Consider the following 17022-nt stretch of genomic DNA (forward strand, 5'->3'; position numbering starts at 1 on the left):
GCAGAAAGTACGGAAAGAATTATGCCAAGCCCTAACTTTGCGGAATGAGCCGTTCTTATGCTGATCTTCCTCTACACTATGGGCATGTACCGCCCTGGCTGGCACGCAGAATGAGTCTGTTGGGCGGAGCGATTGTGGAAGTGATTGCCACAGATTATGGAAAAGGGGAAGTTTTGCGACGCCTCAGCGATCCCTGCTGGTTCCAGGCGCTCGGATGCGTGCTGGGAATGGACTGGCATTCTTCCGGCATTACGACCAGCGTAATGGGCGCACTGAAAAAAGCTGTAAACCCGCTCTCGAAAGAACTGGGCATCTATATCTGCGGTGGTAAAGGCCGCTACTCCCGCGAAACGCCCACTGAACTGCGCAGCATCGCAGAGATCACCGGCCTGCCCGGCGAAGCCCTGGTGCGTAGCAGCAAGCTCTCGGCCAAAGTAGATAATACTGCGGTACAGGATGGCTATCAGCTCTATCTGCACTCCTTCATCGTTTCCAGCGAAGGTGAATGGGCGGTGATCCAGCAGGGCATGAACGATGCCAATGGTATGGCCCGCCGCTACCACTGGCATTCGGCCGCTATGCCCTCCTATACGGAAACGCCGCATACCTTCATTTATGGTCACAACCAGGGTGAGATCCTCAACCTTACCGATAAAGCGGCGGCTCCTACCAAGGAAGGCCTGCTTCAGCTGGTGAAGGAAGACCCGGCCCGTATGCTGCCAGAGATCCGCAAACTCGTGATGCCTTCCCACCACGAAGTCCGCGCGGCGGATGTTGACCTGAAACGGCTGGGTAGCGCATTGGCTGCTGCCCATGAGCGCAGCCTGCACGATTTTGATTCGCTCCTGCTCCTGGAAGGCGTTGGGCCACGTACCCTTCAGTCCCTTACCCTGGTCAGTGAAGTGATCTACGGCACCCCCTCCCGTTTTACCGATCCTGCCCGCTTTTCTTTTGCCCATGGCGGTAAGGACGGTCACCCCTTCCCCGTACCCACTAAAGTGTATGATGAAACCATCCGTGTGCTGAAAGACGCTGTAGATAAGGCAAAGGTGGGACAATCAGACAAGCAGGACGCTATCCGCAAGTTGTCTGTTATATCCCAGCAGCTGGAAAAGGATTTTGTGCCTAATGAGAACTTTGACCAGGTGATCGCCCGCGAACGGGCTGATTCCTGGAAATACGGCGGCCGTACAGTGATGGGTAAAGCCCTCCCGCCAAAGAAAGATAAACCGGGCGATCAGCTCTCCCTTTTCTGATGCTCAGCCCCGGGAATTAAGTACGCGGATTGGGGCGGGAACTACACAACTGTTTTTATAGAAATGCCGTAAAAAAAGATCCCGACAATTTTACTTGTCAGGACCTTTGAGTCTCTTTTGCTTATTTCCTACGCTGGCATTGTCCAGTTCAGGTTCTTGGGTTTGTTCTCAGACTATCTTTCGATAACCACCCCTTTAAGTAAAAGAAACGTTCACTAATATATCCGCGAAGTTCGTGCCAGAACAATGCTGTTTGGTCCCTTTTTTGGAACACTTTTCATAAAACATTGACATATGGCACGTTATTCAAAAAAATCGCAGGACACCGTAGAAGAAGCCATGCATAAAGAAAAGAAAGGCAAATTACGCAGCGGCCGTAGCGGTAAGAAAGTAACCAGCCGTAAGCAGGCTATTGCTATTGGCTTGTCTGAAGCAAGGGAAAAGGGCGCTAAAGTACCGCCCCCGCCTAAAAAGTCGGCAAGCGCTAAGAAAGCATCCGGGAAGAAAGCAACTCCTAAGAAGAAGGCGGCGGCTAAGAAAGCAGCTCCTAAAAAGAAGGCTGCTGCCAGGAAAGCAAGCCCTAAGAAAAAAGCCGGTACTACACGTAAGAAGGCGGCGGCTAAAAAGGGCACCAGGAAAGCGGCCGGCCGCAAGCGTACTACCCGTAAGAAAGCAGCAGCACACGCATGAGCATTCCCCTGATAGGGATTTTTCCATTCAACAAATACAGCACTTTATAAAATTTTAATAGGGGAAGTTATTAATAATCAAGATATTTAATATCTTGTATGCCCAAAGGGTACATTATTCTATACATTTAATATTTTTATTTTATAAAGGACTTCCCATGAAACCGTCGACTATTAGCTTCCCTAGTGTTTTTGAAACTGCATTCGGCAATACGGAAAACTCTTCCAAAGATTTGCTCAACGGTATAAAAGTTAAAAAGGATGAGAACTGGTATATAGTCGGTAACCTGGCCAAACGCGGTGGCATTAACCCCGGCCGTATCACTAATGCGGCCCCGTTGGAGGATGATTATGATATCCTTTTCAAATCAGCTATGATCAATGTGGCAGATAAAGTACAGCAGCCAATGGCCATCACCATGGGTTTCCCTTTCTCTACCTATAACATCTATAAACAGGCCGCCGAACAGTTCCTGGCAAAGCGGCATTTCCTGGTAGAATATGATACCCAAACCTTCAATACCAAAGGCTCCATCAAAAAGGCGATGCTGGACATTGAGAAGTTTGAGATCATACCGGAGATCGTGGGCGGTATCATTGGTCTGAAGAAAACCATCGGAGAGCCCAACCTGGATAATTTCATCGCGGTGAGCTTTGGCTTCGGCACCATTGAGGGCGGTATGGCTACCGGCGATGGACTGATCAACCGTACCTGCTTCAGCTCTCACGGTATCAAATACGCGATCAACAACCTGGCAAGGGAACTGAATAAAAAATACTATCTCGATATGAAAAATGAGCACCAGCTGGACGATGCGTTCATGAAAGGCTCAATTTTCACCAACCGTAAAAGAATAGACCTTAAAGACATACGTAAGGATGTGCTCACCCAGTATTACAAAGAGGTGGTATCTCCCCTGCTGCGCAACTATTTTACCGACCTCGACTTCGAGCAGTGCAGAAAGATCTACCTCATGGGTGGCGGTGCACACTACCGTGAATTAACGGATGCTTTTGTAGAGGAATTCCGGGATTTTATACCTGTGGAAGTAGCCCCTTCTCCTGAAAACCTTATCAGCATCGGGTACCTGTACAATTCATTGCGTATTTCCGATGATAAGCCTCAGCGAAGTGTCGGTGTCGACCTTGGTAATGCTTCGTCTATCATTTCTATCTTTGATGAAGAAAAAGTAAATTTACCTGGCGCCACTGCTAATCAATAATGAATACTATAACGGATCTTTTTCGCAACGCCCTGGGCAAGGGCAGATTTCTATTACCCCGGCAGGTAGTGGTGCAAGGAAGCATTGAGGCCACTATCCCGGGTCGTATCGATGGTAATGTAAAAGGAGATGTGAAAACGGAAGGTCTGCTGGTCATTGGTCCGCAGGCTAACGTGAAAGGTAATGTGTATGCAACAGACCTCGTAACCTATGGAAAGATCTACGGCGATATCTATATCAGCAATAAAGCCGTGATCAGTAACGTAGCCTATATCAAAGGCGATGTAAACGCCCTCATACTGGAGGTAAAGGAAGGCGCCGTCATAGAAGGCGCTATCCGTAAGAGCCTTGCTGCGCGCCGTGGCCCTGAGCCGGAGAAGACAGAGGAACCCGAAACGCCCCTGCCGGTGAAAGACGCACCGCCGGATGAAGAAGTGGCCAGCTGGTTCTAGCTAGCCCTTATCTCTTCCATTCAGTTATTCAGATCGTAAACTCTTTACAGGATTCATCAAACCCGCTTTGATGGACTGTCCGCTCACTGTTATTAAGGTGATCAGCAGCGCGCCTGCTGCCGTCAGCATAAACACCCACCAGGGGATACCGGAACGGTATTCATAATTTTGCAGCCAGCTTTGCATGAGGAGATATGCCAGCGGTGCAGCAATAACGAACGAGATGGTTACCAGCAGCACAAACTCTTTTGACAGCAGCTGCCATACCTGCAACACCGATGCGCCCAGCACCTTGCGTACACCGATCTCTTTGGTGCGCTGCTCCGCCATGAATGCCGCCATGCCAAATAATCCCAGGCAGCTGATAAAGATCGCCAGTATGGCAAAACAGCCGGACAGTTTAGCAATACGCGCCTCGTCCTCAAACTTCCGCGCATACTCAGCATCCGCAAACTGATAATTGAAAGGCTGAGCAGGGCTATATTTTTTAAACACCGCTTCAATGCTGCTTAAAGCTTTTTGCGTACCGATGGCGCTGTTCAGTTTCATGATGAGATAGTTGTCGTGGGTTTTGGCCATGCAATACAGGGAGGGTCTTACAGCATCATATGGAGATTGCATGATCATATTTTTTATCACACCGATCACTTTCAGCGGCTGACCATCCCATTTAATGATCGCTCCTATAGGGTCTTTGAACCCAATGAGCTTTGCCGCACTTTCGTTGATCACGAATGCAGCGGAATCGCTTGCAAATTCAGGTGAAAAATCCCGCCCTGCAACAAACTCCCAGCCCACCGTTTTGCCATACTCGTATGATACGCCGGTATTGGGAAGGTCTACAGACATACCCGGCGGCTTTCCTTCCCAGTCAAGATCTCCATTCGTGGACCATACCTCTGTTACGGGGCCGGTGGTGCCTGCCATGTTGACAATAGCGCCCGTTTGAATTAACTCACGCTTGATCGCCTCAAAATGGCGGGGGATATCGTTATTCATTAATTGCATCATCACCAATCCATTGCTGTTATATCCCAGGGGACGGTCTTTTGCAAACTGTATCTGCCGGAACACTACCAGGGTGCCTATGATCAGGATCACAGAAACAGTAAACTGTACCACCACCAGCGCCTTGCGCGGTATTGCGGCAAAACGGCCTGCCCTGAAAGTGCCCTTCAACACTGTTACCGGGCGGAAAGACGACAGGTAAAGCGCCGGGTAACTGCCGGCAATCAAGCCTGTTATAATACAGAAAGCAATGCCCGCCAGCCAGAATAAAGGATAGTTCCAGGGCATAGCTATCTTTTTATCGGCTATTTCATTAAAAGCCGGCAACAGCACCTGCACCAGTATGATGCAGCATATAAACGCAGCTGCAGTGGTCAGCAGTGATTCACAGAAGAACTGGCTGACCAGTTGCCCGCGTTGTGATCCAATGGCTTTACGTATGCCCACTTCCTTTGACCGTTGTTGCGAACGCGCTGTGCTGAGGTTCATAAAGTTGATGCAGGCCAGCAGCAGCACAAACAGGCCGATCACGCCAAACAAGCGGACAAAGGTGATCAACCCGCCGGCATTCACGCCATTGCGGTACTCATCAAACAAATGCCATTTACGCATAGGGTGCAGGAACAGCTGCGGATCGGTTTTATATCCAACTACGTCCACATTGGCAATTGCCGCTTTCTTAACATTTCTGATCTTTTCCGAGGCTTCCTCCATCGTCACATGCTCAGCCAGCTGCACATAGGTTCTGAAAGAATTGCTGCCCCATGGGTTCTCCATATCCCTGATCCAGGACGTATTGCTGACAAGTAATTGCCATGGTGCGATATAGAAAATATTAAAAAAGGAAGAATTATTCGGAAAGTCTTCATATACGCCCGTTACTTTAACGTCCATCTGGTTATCTATTTTCATCAGCTTACCGGTGGGATCGGCATTGCCAAAGAAAGCTTTCGCCAGCGACTGCGATAATAAGATGGAATGAGGATCTCGCAGCCCTCCCCTTGTACCATAGAGCATCTTCAGGTTAAACATTTCCGGAGCCTCCGGTTCAATAAAAAAGCCGCTCTTTACCATCCTGTTGTCGCCATGGGAAAGTACCCGGTCCCATGTGCCGGACGACATCAATACATATTTGAACCAGCTGCCATAACCGCTGCGGATGGCCTCTGCTGTAGGGCGTGGCATACTGGACCATGTGCTGATCTCTCCATTAAGACGCTGGTTTTGATAGATCTGCGCGATGCGGTCGTAATTTTTAAAATACCTGTCATAAGTAAGCTCGTCCCATATCCATAGCCCGATCAGCATGGCCACCGCCATGCCCACAGAAAGGCCGGTAATATTGATAAAGGAATGCACCCTGTTCTTCAACAGGTTACGGAAAGCTGTCTTCAGGTAGTTTTTAAACATACACTTACTTTTAACCGCTTGAAGCGCGCTAAGAGAGTGCCGGATTTTACGGGGATGATAATCAGTAGTTTAGAAAGCTTTCCTGTCCGGTAGTGAACACGCTTTGTCACGAAACCGGACAGGGGTTGTTAACGTTGAGGCCTGCTGATCGCATCTATCCTGTGCATTACTTCCAGGCATGCCCTGCTGTTGTGATAAGGGCATTTCCAGAAGCCGGCTTTATCCTGTTTGGGCATTACTTCCAGCGACGCCGTTATACCCCAGAACCACTCACCATGCTGTTTATCTAACAGGTATTTTTTCACGAACTCCCATGCATGCACGGAATATTCCAGGTACTTATCCTCCCCGCTTTGCTGATAAGCTTCTAAAAAGCCTACCATTGCCTCTGCCTGCACCCACCAATCCTTTTCCGCGTTCATATGCCGGGTGGCCGGCTCGTATTCGTACTGCATGCCGCCGGTATTGTCCAGTCCTTCTGCCGCAGCCGCAGCCAGCGCCATGCTCACTGCCCTCACCTGTTGCGTAAGCTCGCTGTCGTGCAGCTCTGCTGCGGCCTCCGGTAACAGCCATGCTGCCTCTATATCATGCCCATAGGAGATTATCGTAGATGGATGCCCCCAGTGCTCGTCAAAGAACAGGATCTGGTGATGATTCACCGGGCTTACAATGTGATCGATGAATGCTTTGATGAGGTAATACAATTGCGTGCGCAATCCGGCATCCGGCCATACCCGGTATAAATTGGTATAGGCTTCCAGTACATGCAGGTGCGTATTCATCGTCTTGGCTGCGTTATCGTCCTTATCACTCAGGCGGGTATCTGAAATACGCTCCCAACCTGCAGAAAAGGCATCTATATATCCTTTGTAGGCTGGATCAAAGCTGTGCTGCTCCACCAGCCGGTAGATCTCAATGGCCCAGTTCAGCGCTGCTGTTTGTTGGGTATGCTTGTAATACTCGCTCAGTGCATAGATGGCGAAGGCCTGCCCATAGATCTGTTTACGGGTATCCAGCGGCTTGCCGGCCGCATCTACCGACCAGTACACACCTCCATGCTGTTGGTCCCTGAAATGTGCCTGCAGGTAATGATAGGCTCTTTCAGCCAATGATAGCCAGGCAGCGTTTTTATCAAAACCGTAAGCAGCGGCATAGGTCCAGAGGATGCGGCAGTTCAGCACACCGCCCTTCGGGCTACCGGGCTGCACTTCATTATTGTTGTTCAGCGCCCCGTAAAAGCCGCCCTGTTCCTTGTCTACTGTATGTGTTTGCCAATACCGGAGAATATTGTACAGCTCCTGTTTTACTTCCTCACGGTAACGGGTAAGTGGAATTGACATATGACAGATATTGTTTTTAGTGATGCACTTCATTTAGGTGTTTCCACCAGGTTTGTCTTAACAGCAGGCAAACCGCCAGCAGGATGATAACAGTAATGGTGAAGGGTAGCTGCATTGACAGTACCGCATAAACAGGTAACAAGGTAAGACAGATCTGCGCGGTAATGCCGAGTAATACATTGAGCGCATCCATCCTGAAACGCTTGTTTGCTTTAAATGCCGGATCCTCTGCCGCTACCAAAGCATGCACGGGTTGCCAGTATCCCCAGGGCCTTACGGTCCGGTAAAAATGTTTCAATGTGGCCATGTCTGTGGCGGGAGCCGCATAGGTGCCGGCCACACAACCGGCTACCGAGATCAGGAAGATCAGCGGAAAATAATACAGCCCCAGTGTGTCCGGAAAAATGTAGGGGAAGATGAGCGCCGGTATAATGCCGGCCAGCATTCCCCAGAAGAACCCGCTGCCGTTGAAGCGCCACCAGTGCCATTTCAGTACGTTGGCCGCCACATAACCGCCGTAGAGGGCAGATACGATCCATTGCAGCACACTGTTCACATCCTTTGCAAAAAGGCCCAGCACAATGCTTACCAGCGTCACCAGTATGCCAGACAGGTAGTTCATGGCGGCGATGTTGCGGTTGGAGGCCTGTGGCTGTATATACTTCAGGTAAATATCATTCACCATATAAGCCTGCGCTGCATTCAGCGTACCCGCAAAGGTGCCTATGAAAGCAGCCAGCAATCCGGCCAGCAGCAAGCCTGTAAGTCCCACCGGCACAAAGTTGGAGATGGCTGAAGGTAATATCTTTTCAAAATCAATGCCTCCGGCGGTTTCCAGGTGCAGCTGGTTATAATGCAACAAGGCTAGCACGGCAAAGCCGATGATCATGGAATAGCGCACCGGTATCAGCACCACCGATACGATCCCGCTCATCATGGAAGCTTCTTTGGGCGAACGGGTAGACAAGATCTTCTGCATATCATAATTGGGCGCCGGGCCCGCAAGACTGGCCAGTATGCCTTTGAACACCATCATCATGAAGAACACGCCGAACAGCGAGAACCCATCGCTGCTGATCTTATCATTCACCTCCGGGATGATACGGCCCCAATCCAGCTGCAGCTTCCATCCGAAGAAGGGATGATGCCAGCCCTCCGGCACCGGTAATTGCTTACCCAACAGGTTCTGATGGGCGATCACTGCTATTGTAACAGCCGCCACGCTCATGATCACGTATTTCAGCACATCTGCCCACACTACGCTGGTCATCCCTCCCATTACAGCATAGAACACGGCGAACAGCGTGAACAGGATGCCATAAAAATGCGGCACATACTGCGCGCTTACCATAAAGGGTACAAAAGGCTGCAGGGTTTCCCAGGGCACAAAGATCTCCACGAATTTGCCCAGCCCTATAAATCCATAAGCCAGGAAACCCAGGCAGCTGATCAGCGCAAACACCACCACAATAGTATGCGAAAAGGCGGTGCCCCTGCCGGAGCCAAAGCGGGTACTGATCCACTCGGCGCCGGTAGTCACGTTGGAGCGGCGGAGCCAGGCAGACAGGTACACCATCATGAACACCTGGTTAAAGGAAGGCCAGAGCCAGGGTATCCAGATGCTTTTCAGGCCGTAAACAAAGGCGAGCGTCACCATCCACATGGTGCCTGAAATGTCGAACATGTCTGAAGCGTTGGAAAGGCCCAGCAGGTACCAGGGCAGCGATTTGCCGCCCAGCATATACGCGTCTTTACTGGCTTTTGCCCTTTTCTTGAGTAGGATGCCGATGGCAATGGTAGCCAGGAGGTAAACCAGAATAATGATCAGGTCAATGGTCGCTAATTGCATTTACTTGTTATCTACAAAACCTTCAAACAATATTTTATTTCAGGTCCTGAAGGAAGAGCGTTCTTTCATCCGCCCTGAATTTCTTAAAATCGGCTTCGCTGCCCTGCCCCGGGTAAGGAGCATAGTAATGGTCAGGCCTTCCATTGCGCCATACCAGTACGTACGATAGCTGGAAAGGCCTTAAGGCAGGCAGCAAGGTCTGCGTCCACCAGTTGGCAGCCGGTATCCTTTCCTGCCCTGTTTCTGTCAGCGCCGGTATCTTGTGGTTGATAGCCGCCACCGCTTCCAGTATACGTAAGCGTTGCGCTAATTGCTGCTGGTATTGTACCGTACTGCCGGAATGGTACAGGTCAAAACCTATCACGTCCACAAAAGCATCGCCGGGATAGCGCTCCATATACTGCGCGTCATCGTCAAAATCAGCGGCAGAGTAGGCGTACAAAAGGTTGTGCACCTGTTTTACCGTGGTAAGATAATTGACGGTGAACTGCCACAGCGTTCTGAATTCGGAAGTGCTGCATTGCCGCTGCCCCCACCAGAACCAGCTGCCTGTATGCTCATGAAACGGCCGGAAGATAACAGGTATGCTAGTGCCGTCAACAGTTTTCAGCGAATGCATAAAATCTGCCAGCCGGTCCAGCCAGGCAGTATACACGGCATAACTGCTGCCTCCCGGCAAAATAGCTGTTACCGCCAGCGATGTGTCCCAGGCAGACCCGCCACTTACGGGGTTATTGCTATGCCAGCTGATACTGTTCACCCCTCCTCTTTCGTACACCGTTCGTATATACGTTCGCAGGCTGTCAAATGGCACACCGTCCAGGTTCACCGGCCCGCCTGTCTCCAGGCGACCCAGGTCCCAGCCAAATACCGCCGGCCAGTCGCCACAAACCTCCTTCACGTCAGACCGCTCATGTTCGTACTTCCAGCCAACACCATAGGCCATGTCGTCCTGGTGGCCAAACATCACACCCCGTTGCATCAAAGAACGTAATCGCTCATAGAGCTGCAGGGTCTCGGCCGTAGCCTGCATATCAGCCGGACCCTTGTATTGGGCAGACAATGCACCGGAAAGCAAAAGAAAAAGAAACGTAAACAAACGCATCATGCACTTCGGGTTTGACCATCAAATTAAGTTAATATCCCGGCTTATTCAGCGGTATTTTGTCAGCTGTAAACACTAATACTTTCTTATCTTGTTGTTGCCATTAAGACCGCATCTGTTGTAGATGCCAGAGCGATGGAGCCGGCTATCTCAGATGATATTATTTTATCCCCTATCTTTGATTTATCCAACATTCCGTTATGAAAGTTCCCATTCAGAAGAACATTTTGCGTGAGATTACACCGCTGACCCAGAGTGACTGCTTTATGATCTTTGCCCGTACAAAACAGGATTTTGATTTCCCTTTACACTATCATGAAGAATTTGAATTGAACCTGATCCTGAATGCAAAAGGCGCGCAACGTATCGTAGGAGATCATATCGATGCAATAGAAGCGGAAGAACTGGTGCTGGTGGGGCCCAACCTCAATCACGGCTGGTTCAATCATGAATGTAAGAGTAAGGAGATCACGGAGATAACCATCCAGTTCCATAAGGACCTGTTTGACGACAAGCTGCTGCGGAAAAACCAGCTGAGTTTTATGCGCAACATGTTCGATAAGGCAGGCAATGGCATTCTCTTCTCTGCAGACACCATCCGCCAGTTAACGCCCCGGCTGCTTACGCTCAACCAGCAAAGCGGTTTCGATTCCGTGCTGGAACTGATGTCTATCCTGCACGATCTCTCCATCTCGCGCAATATACGCATACTCTCAGACACCACTTTCCATAAGGGTCTGTTCACCCACAACAGCCGGCGCATAGAAAAGGCATTCGAGTACATGAATAATAATTACGACAAGCAGATCGGCCTCACTGATGTAGCGAAACTGGTAAATATGACAGAGGTGTCGTTTAGCCGCTTTATTAAGAAAAGCACCGGCAATACCTTTATCGATAGTCTCAACGAGATAAGACTGGGGCACGCCTGCCGCATGCTGGTAAATACCACGCATGCCGTGTCGGAGATCTCCTACAAATGCGGGTTTAACAATATTTCCAACTTTAACCGGCTCTTTAAGAAAAAGAAGAACTGCACACCCAAAGAATTCAGAGAAAGCCTTTCCGGCACACGCACTTTTATTTAAGAACGGCCATATACAAAGCTGTAGCGCCTGGAATCTTTTTCGCTCCAGTCCACATTCCCACGGATATGCCTGCGCAGGGATTCCACGTACCTTGCCACTTCCCGGTCGGTTGTCTCATCAAAGCCGGGTAATTGTGTTGAAAGCGTAACAAATCTTCGCATATCTGTATTATGAATGGCTGCCACGCATAACAAGGCCTCGTCTAAGGTCAGCCGCCGTTCCTCCTGCAGAAGGCTCACCAGGTTATAGTCGTCGCCTTCGGCCTGCTCTTTACTGAAAGAAAATAAGTCGCTGGACCAGCATAACAGTTTGTGCGACAATTGTTCAAGCTCTGTCAGCACGGGGTGTTGCAGTACTTCTTCGGACAAATTGATGCCTTCTATAATTGGAATAATGCCTGTACTGATATGTGCGCCAACCAGGTAAGGACGTTGTTCCATATACTGCGCCACGGTAGGTAGCTCAGTGGGTTTGCTTCCCGATGCCTGTAAGGCAGCCTGCAGCAATGCTTCCAGGCGCAGGGTAAACTCCGCCCTCCGGCCGGGAGCACTGATTTGCCTCATACGCGGCCACAGGTCAGCCCATGCCGCCAGTACCGGCCCCTCGTCGGTGCCGGGTGGGATCACGTCTCCCTGTATCACGGCAGTGAAATGCTCAATAAAGTTTGGCAGGTACATTTGCGCCTGCGGATCTTCGAGCAGATCATTCAGTGCAAATAACAGCACAATGAAATCGTTGGCAATCTTCAGCTGCTCCAGCTCCGCTTTGGGATAGAAGCGGGCGGTCAGCCAGGCAAAATTATCCTCCTGGTATTGCCGGTAAGCAGCACCGCTATGCAGGTTCAATGAGGCCACCCATGCGTCGGTGTGCCTGGCGGCCTCCTTTACCTGTGGGTGAATTGCTGGCGAAAATGGGCAATAAAGTAAGGGGATAGTAACAGTTTGCATTTTTATTTGTCCATTTTAGTAATTACTAAATAACGGCAAATACCATGCAACCGGATTTCAGTCGGGAAAATTTTAAAACCTTTTAACACTTCATTTGTATAATTATTGCTGCTATTTTATTATTAGCAATAAAAATCAGTTAGTTATGCGTATAGGCAATACCGGTATATTTTTTATGATCCTGCTGACAAGCTCCTGCCAATCTGGCCCCGGCCCGCAGGAAAGCGGAAAAGTAATAGACTCCCTGATACCGGATACGGTAGCCGCCATCGGCACACCCCGGGCGCAGTCTTCAGAAGATACCTTGCAGGCCCGGATCACCGCGCAGGATACCCTCTTTGAAGATGGCAGCAAACCTTCAGACTGGAAGACCGCCGGCTTTGACGATCCGGAAGCTTTCAAACGCTTCCTCGTACTGTTTAAAGAATGGGTAAGAAGCGACAAGGCAGACAGCATCGCCGCCTATATCGAATTCCCGATCAAGGGATATAAAACACCTGAACAGTTTAAGAAGAACTACCCGAAGATCTTTGATCAACACCTGAAGGAGGTGGTGGAGCAACAACGGCTCGACAGGATCTTCCGTAATTACCAGGGCGCCATGATCGGCAACGGCGCCATCTGGTTCAGCGTCATAGATAATAAGGGATACCGCATCATCGCCATCAATAAATAAGCACGCTTTTACATAAAATAAAAGTGTCCTGCTCCGCTCGGAACAGGACACTTTCCATTACACCAGGTTAGTAAGCAGTGTTATTCTTTCATTATCTGGAATATCTTCGTAACACCGTTATGCCTTACCTGCACAAAATACAGGCCATTATGCAAACCGCTAAGCGATATGTTGCTGCGGTTACCGCCTGAGAGCCTCAATTCCCGTACCAGTCGCATATCCGGTGTATAAATGCTGGCGGTAATAATCCCGGAGGAAGGAGCGCCGTAATCTACATACAGCTGATCCCTCGCAGGGTTCGGGTATACGCGCAGCGATACCTCCGGCTTAGCAGTGGGCGCCACCAGTTTTGCCAATGCAGGCAACACCGGCGATACGCTGGCTGCATAAGGATCGATAAAGAAAGTACCGCATTCCAGGCGTGGGAATACCTTATTGAATGGTATAAAATCATCCTTGTAAACATTGAATATCAGGCGTGGGAAGTTAACGCTTACCGTAGCGACACTCAGCTGGTAAGGGATAACCGGCGGATTATGCAGCTTGATACAATTACCGCTTCCATCATTGAGGTCGCGTATGTGCACATGTGTGAACGTGCGCTGCTGCGGCGTAATGGTAAAATCTGAATTGGCCAGTATCGCAAAACGTTCCTTGCCGGCGCTCCTGATCTCCAACCCTCTCCTGGCCACGTAGGCGCTGCTCAGGCTGGGGAAAGTGCTGAATTCTGCCAGGCTTACTACATTGGCGCTGTATTTCAGGAACAGAAAAAATACCTCCGTCTTTACATTCGTATAGTAACTACCTGTGTATCCGGTGAGATACAAATAATAGTTGTTGCCGCCAAGGTTGGTGAACACCAGGTCATTAGCCGCTTCCGGCCCGCCGTCCCCGATATGGTTCACGGTAATGGGGCTGCCGCTTTCCTTGATATCTACCAGCAATATCTGCTTGTTGGTGGCGCCGGTAGACAGCATGATATCGATATAACCGGTAATGAAGAATTCATCACCGTTAAAGATATTGGTATGCTTTACAATACGGGCGCCAGACAATGCCTGGGTGCCGGCAGACAGTTTTTCTATCAGCACCGGGATGCCCGCCGTGGTAAAAGTACCATATAACAGCCGCCGCGGCCCGGAGAAAGAAGTAGAAGGGCATTCCTCAATATACCCGGTCAGCGCAATGTTCCTGTTGGTAGCTTCGGTAAGGGAAAAAGCTGCTGCGTTGCAGGTGTTCAGAAAATACTGGTAGGTCCACAATAAACCGCCACCATTATTCAGCCGCGTCATCAGCACCCGGGTCTGCCCGGTGGGGGAATCGCTGAACCGGCCTGCCAGTACAAGATCGCCATTACTGGCTTCGATGATGTCATTGTATTCGATCAGTGCCTGGGCATTGGCAGTTGTAAGTGAGGCAAAATGGATCCGGTTGATCCATAGGGGGTTCAGGTTATCATCCAGCCTGATGACCAGCGGAGTAGAATAAACCGGGATGCCGTTGATCAGCTTAGCCGATTTGATGACGTAGCCCAGCAGGTAATAACCTTTTACCAGTTTAGCCTTGATGATCTTTTTGGGTAGCAGGTATTCGGTAGCTGCTCCCGGCTGAAGGTTGATCTGCTCTGACAGGAAATTGCCGCCCGGATCAAATTGGTCCAGGCTAAGCCCCCGGGTGCTGGGGTCCTTCGTATAGTTCTTGCTCCACAGCAGGAAGGCCCGCTTTAAGGGGCTGGAAGGCGGTGGCGTGTCTACCACAAAACTGGCTGCCTGGTAATCATAGTCTACCGATAGCTGGTTGAAGTAAAGTTGCTGGGCGTTTTGTGCTAGTACAGCCTGGGCGGCCAGGAGCATGGCCGGGAGAAACAGGTACAGTTTTTCTTTCATAACAAACGGGGTTTTAATAGTGATCTGTTTGCAATATGTGCTTTCGACCTGGTAGTAACAGTACACGATAATAACATGATCGCCTGTATATTTCATCGCAGTGATATATCGCATAGCCAGGGAATGGTCTCCACAAGCGGTCTAATGGTCGCAGAAATTTCCGGTTTCGCCTCGCTTACTGGTTTTTAGGTAGATAAACCATTAATTTTAGGTCATTATGCCTCCGAAGAAACTGAGCTATGTATTGTGGCATCTGCTGATGCTGATCTTCGCGCTGGGGGTGCCCCTGGTGATACTGCCTGCCAAAAGCGAAGCGCATCCTGATTATTTCAACCCCGCCAGGATCGTTTTTACCCTGCTCCATATCGGGGCATTCTACCTGAACGTATATTATCTCTTTCCACGATTTTTATTAAGGGCGCAGGCCTGGGCCTATCTCTGGAGAGTGCTGGCCATCTCCGCCGGCATCATGTTGTTGCAGGTGGCTTTGGAGGTGCAGTATGCCAGCCACCCTGCTCAGGCATTGCCTAATATTATTATTCTCAAGTTCTTTGTCAGCGTGATGATCATCGGCACCGGCACTGGTTACGCCTATATTGAAAAGATGATCCGCGATCAGCGCCTGCAGCAGGAACAGCTTAAAACGGAGCTGTCCTTCCTCCGCTCCCAGGTAAGTCCGCATTTTATGTTCAATACCCTGAACAGCATGGTGGCGCTGGCACGCAAACGCTCAGACAAACTGGAGCCCGCCCTCATAGAGCTTTCCAATCTGATGCATTACATGCTGTACGAGTCAGACCAGGAGAAGGTAAGCCTCAGCAAGGAGATCACTTACCTTCAAAGCTATATCGACCTGCAGACCCTGCGTTTCGGGCACCAGGTACAGATCATTTTCAGCATGCAACGCCCCCCGGAAGAACGCTTTATCGAGCCCATGCTGCTGATACCGTTGATCGAGAACGCCTTCAAGCACGGCATAGGATTGATAGAAGACCCCGAGATCAATATAGAGCTGAAAGTGGATGGCGACCGCTTATCACTGGAAGTACGCAACAAATACAACCTGTATACCCAGGAGGTAAAAGATAAGGTGGCCGGCATAGGTCTCAATAACCTGGTACGCAGGCTGAAATTGTTATATCCTGAGCGGCATGAGATCATTGCTGAAAAAAATGGGCACTGGTTTAATGCTTCCTTAAAAATACAACTACAATGATCAGATGTCTTGCAGTGGATGATGAGCTGCTTTCACTTGATTTGCTGGAAGATAATATCAGGCAGGTGCCGTTCCTGCAGCTGGTAGGCCGTTGCAGCAATGCCTTTGAAGCCATGGCCATCATGAAAAAAGAACCGGTGGACCTCCTGTTCCTCGACATACAAATGCCGGGGCTTACAGGCACACAATTTCTGCAAAGCCTCTCCAACCGGCCGATGGTGATCTTCATCACTGCTTATAAAAAGTATGCGCTCGAAGGCTTTGAGCTGGATGTGCTGGATTACCTGATCAAACCGGTTCCTTTTGAGCGCTTCATGAGAGCGGTGAATAAAGCAGCAGAATATCAGGCCTTTAAACAACAGCCTGCTCCTGTGGCAGCAGCGCCGGAAGCTGCAGCAGATTATTTCTTTATAAACGTGGAATACAACCTGATAAAAGTAGTGGTAAGCGACATCAGTCACATTGAAGGATGGCGCGATTATATAAAGATCTACTGCTGCAATGAAGAGAAACCATTGGTTGCCCGGCTGGCCATCAAGGTGCTGCTGGATCGCCTTCCACCCAACCGGTTCATCAGGGTGCATAAATCATATGTGGTTGCAGTAGATAAGATTTCTGCCATCCGTAAGAACCGTATCTATATAGGCCGGCATATCATCCCTGTCAGTGATTCACACCGGGACGAACTTTTCACGATCATAGGTCCACAGAACCTTAAATGAGTTCATCTACAGATTGTGGCTATCTATCGCAACATAACGGGTATACGTATACTTGATTTCCATTACCCTTCAGGATGTTGCAATTTTGGGCCACAACAGGACTTAGACCAGTTGTAGGTTTATTAAGATGTAGAATCACTGAAAATCAGGGTCAA

General features: G+C 49.7%; 14 protein-coding genes and 1 riboswitch. Of the genes, 8 read left to right on the plus strand and 6 right to left on the minus strand.

The annotated features are described in order from the left end of the window. The first annotated feature begins 44 nt into the window (after nt 1-44). The 4 genes from ACR9Y8_RS01400 (at nt 45) to ACR9Y8_RS01415 (ending at nt 3620) form a co-directional block, all read left to right on the plus strand. Entirely contained in the window at nt 45-1256 is a 1212-nt protein-coding gene (locus ACR9Y8_RS01400; RefSeq protein ID WP_481211432.1) for a DUF763 domain-containing protein, read from the plus strand. 108 nt (nt 1257-1364) lie between these two features. Then, nucleotides 1365-1461, minus strand: a riboswitch (TPP riboswitch). A gap of 89 nt (nt 1462-1550) precedes the next feature. Next, nucleotides 1551-1946 carry a DUF6496 domain-containing protein gene (locus ACR9Y8_RS01405; RefSeq protein WP_481211433.1) on the plus strand — a complete coding sequence of 132 codons (396 nt, stop codon included), beginning with the start codon at nt 1551-1553 and terminating at the stop codon, nt 1944-1946. A gap of 157 nt (nt 1947-2103) precedes the next feature. Beyond that, nucleotides 2104-3168 carry a ParM/StbA family protein gene (locus ACR9Y8_RS01410; protein ID WP_481211434.1) on the plus strand — a complete coding sequence of 355 codons (1065 nt, stop codon included), beginning with the start codon at nt 2104-2106 and terminating at the stop codon, nt 3166-3168. After that, a complete protein-coding gene (locus ACR9Y8_RS01415; protein ID WP_481211435.1) occupies nt 3168-3620 on the plus strand; it encodes a bactofilin family protein in 453 nt (150 codons plus the stop codon). The genes ACR9Y8_RS01410 and ACR9Y8_RS01415 overlap by 1 nt, the downstream gene beginning before the upstream one ends. A gap of 24 nt (nt 3621-3644) precedes the next feature. Here the strand turns inward: ACR9Y8_RS01415 and ACR9Y8_RS01420 are convergent, their stop codons facing one another. The 4 genes from ACR9Y8_RS01420 to ACR9Y8_RS01435 all read right to left on the minus strand — a co-directional run bounded on the left by ACR9Y8_RS01420 (nt 3645) and on the right by ACR9Y8_RS01435 (nt 10335). Further along, nucleotides 3645-6038, minus strand: coding sequence for an ABC transporter permease (locus ACR9Y8_RS01420; RefSeq protein WP_481211436.1), 2394 nt, complete (start codon nt 6036-6038; stop codon nt 3645-3647). Nucleotides 6039-6166: 128 nt separating this feature from the next. Further along, complete coding sequence (locus ACR9Y8_RS01425; protein WP_481211437.1) at nt 6167-7378, minus strand: AGE family epimerase/isomerase; 1212 nt, start codon at nt 7376-7378, stop codon at nt 6167-6169. Nucleotides 7379-7394: 16 nt separating this feature from the next. Continuing rightward, on the minus strand, nt 7395-9227 hold the full coding sequence (locus ACR9Y8_RS01430; protein ID WP_481211438.1) for a sodium:solute symporter family protein: 1833 nt from the start codon (nt 9225-9227) through the stop codon (nt 7395-7397). Nucleotides 9228-9261: 34 nt separating this feature from the next. Further along, on the minus strand, nt 9262-10335 hold the full coding sequence (locus ACR9Y8_RS01435; protein WP_481211439.1) for a glycoside hydrolase family 26 protein: 1074 nt from the start codon (nt 10333-10335) through the stop codon (nt 9262-9264). Between the two features lie 197 nt (nt 10336-10532). On the opposite strand from ACR9Y8_RS01435, the gene ACR9Y8_RS01440 reads away from it, so the two are divergent. Next, nucleotides 10533-11420: a helix-turn-helix domain-containing protein gene (locus ACR9Y8_RS01440; RefSeq protein WP_481211440.1), complete on the plus strand. Its 888-nt coding sequence runs from the start codon at nt 10533-10535 to the stop codon at nt 11418-11420. Here the strand turns inward: ACR9Y8_RS01440 and ACR9Y8_RS01445 are convergent. Beyond that, on the minus strand, nt 11417-12367 hold the full coding sequence (locus ACR9Y8_RS01445) for a terpene synthase family protein (protein WP_481211441.1): 951 nt from the start codon (nt 12365-12367) through the stop codon (nt 11417-11419). The two genes, ACR9Y8_RS01440 and ACR9Y8_RS01445, sit on opposite strands and share 4 nt — an antisense overlap. A gap of 145 nt (nt 12368-12512) precedes the next feature. Between ACR9Y8_RS01445 and ACR9Y8_RS01450 the strand changes: the two genes are divergently transcribed. Further along, the gene (locus ACR9Y8_RS01450) at nt 12513-13043 is read left to right on the plus strand and encodes a hypothetical protein (protein WP_481211442.1); all 531 of its coding nucleotides are present in this window, start codon (nt 12513-12515) and stop codon (nt 13041-13043) included. 80 nt (nt 13044-13123) lie between these two features. On the opposite strand, the gene ACR9Y8_RS01455 is transcribed toward ACR9Y8_RS01450, so the two are convergent. Continuing rightward, a complete protein-coding gene (locus ACR9Y8_RS01455; RefSeq protein WP_481211443.1) occupies nt 13124-14929 on the minus strand; it encodes a T9SS type A sorting domain-containing protein in 1806 nt (601 codons plus the stop codon). Nucleotides 14930-15146: 217 nt separating this feature from the next. On the opposite strand from ACR9Y8_RS01455, the gene ACR9Y8_RS01460 reads away from it, so the two are divergent. Both ACR9Y8_RS01460 and ACR9Y8_RS01465 read left to right on the plus strand, forming a co-directional pair. After that, nucleotides 15147-16145 carry a sensor histidine kinase gene (locus ACR9Y8_RS01460; RefSeq protein ID WP_481211444.1) on the plus strand — a complete coding sequence of 333 codons (999 nt, stop codon included), beginning with the start codon at nt 15147-15149 and terminating at the stop codon, nt 16143-16145. Continuing rightward, nucleotides 16142-16867 carry a LytR/AlgR family response regulator transcription factor gene (locus ACR9Y8_RS01465; RefSeq protein ID WP_481211445.1) on the plus strand — a complete coding sequence of 242 codons (726 nt, stop codon included), beginning with the start codon at nt 16142-16144 and terminating at the stop codon, nt 16865-16867. The genes ACR9Y8_RS01460 and ACR9Y8_RS01465 overlap by 4 nt, the downstream gene beginning before the upstream one ends. Nucleotides 16868-17022: the final 155 nt, after the last annotated feature.

Source organism: Chitinophaga sp. SVR4-12A, assembly GCF_056754765.1.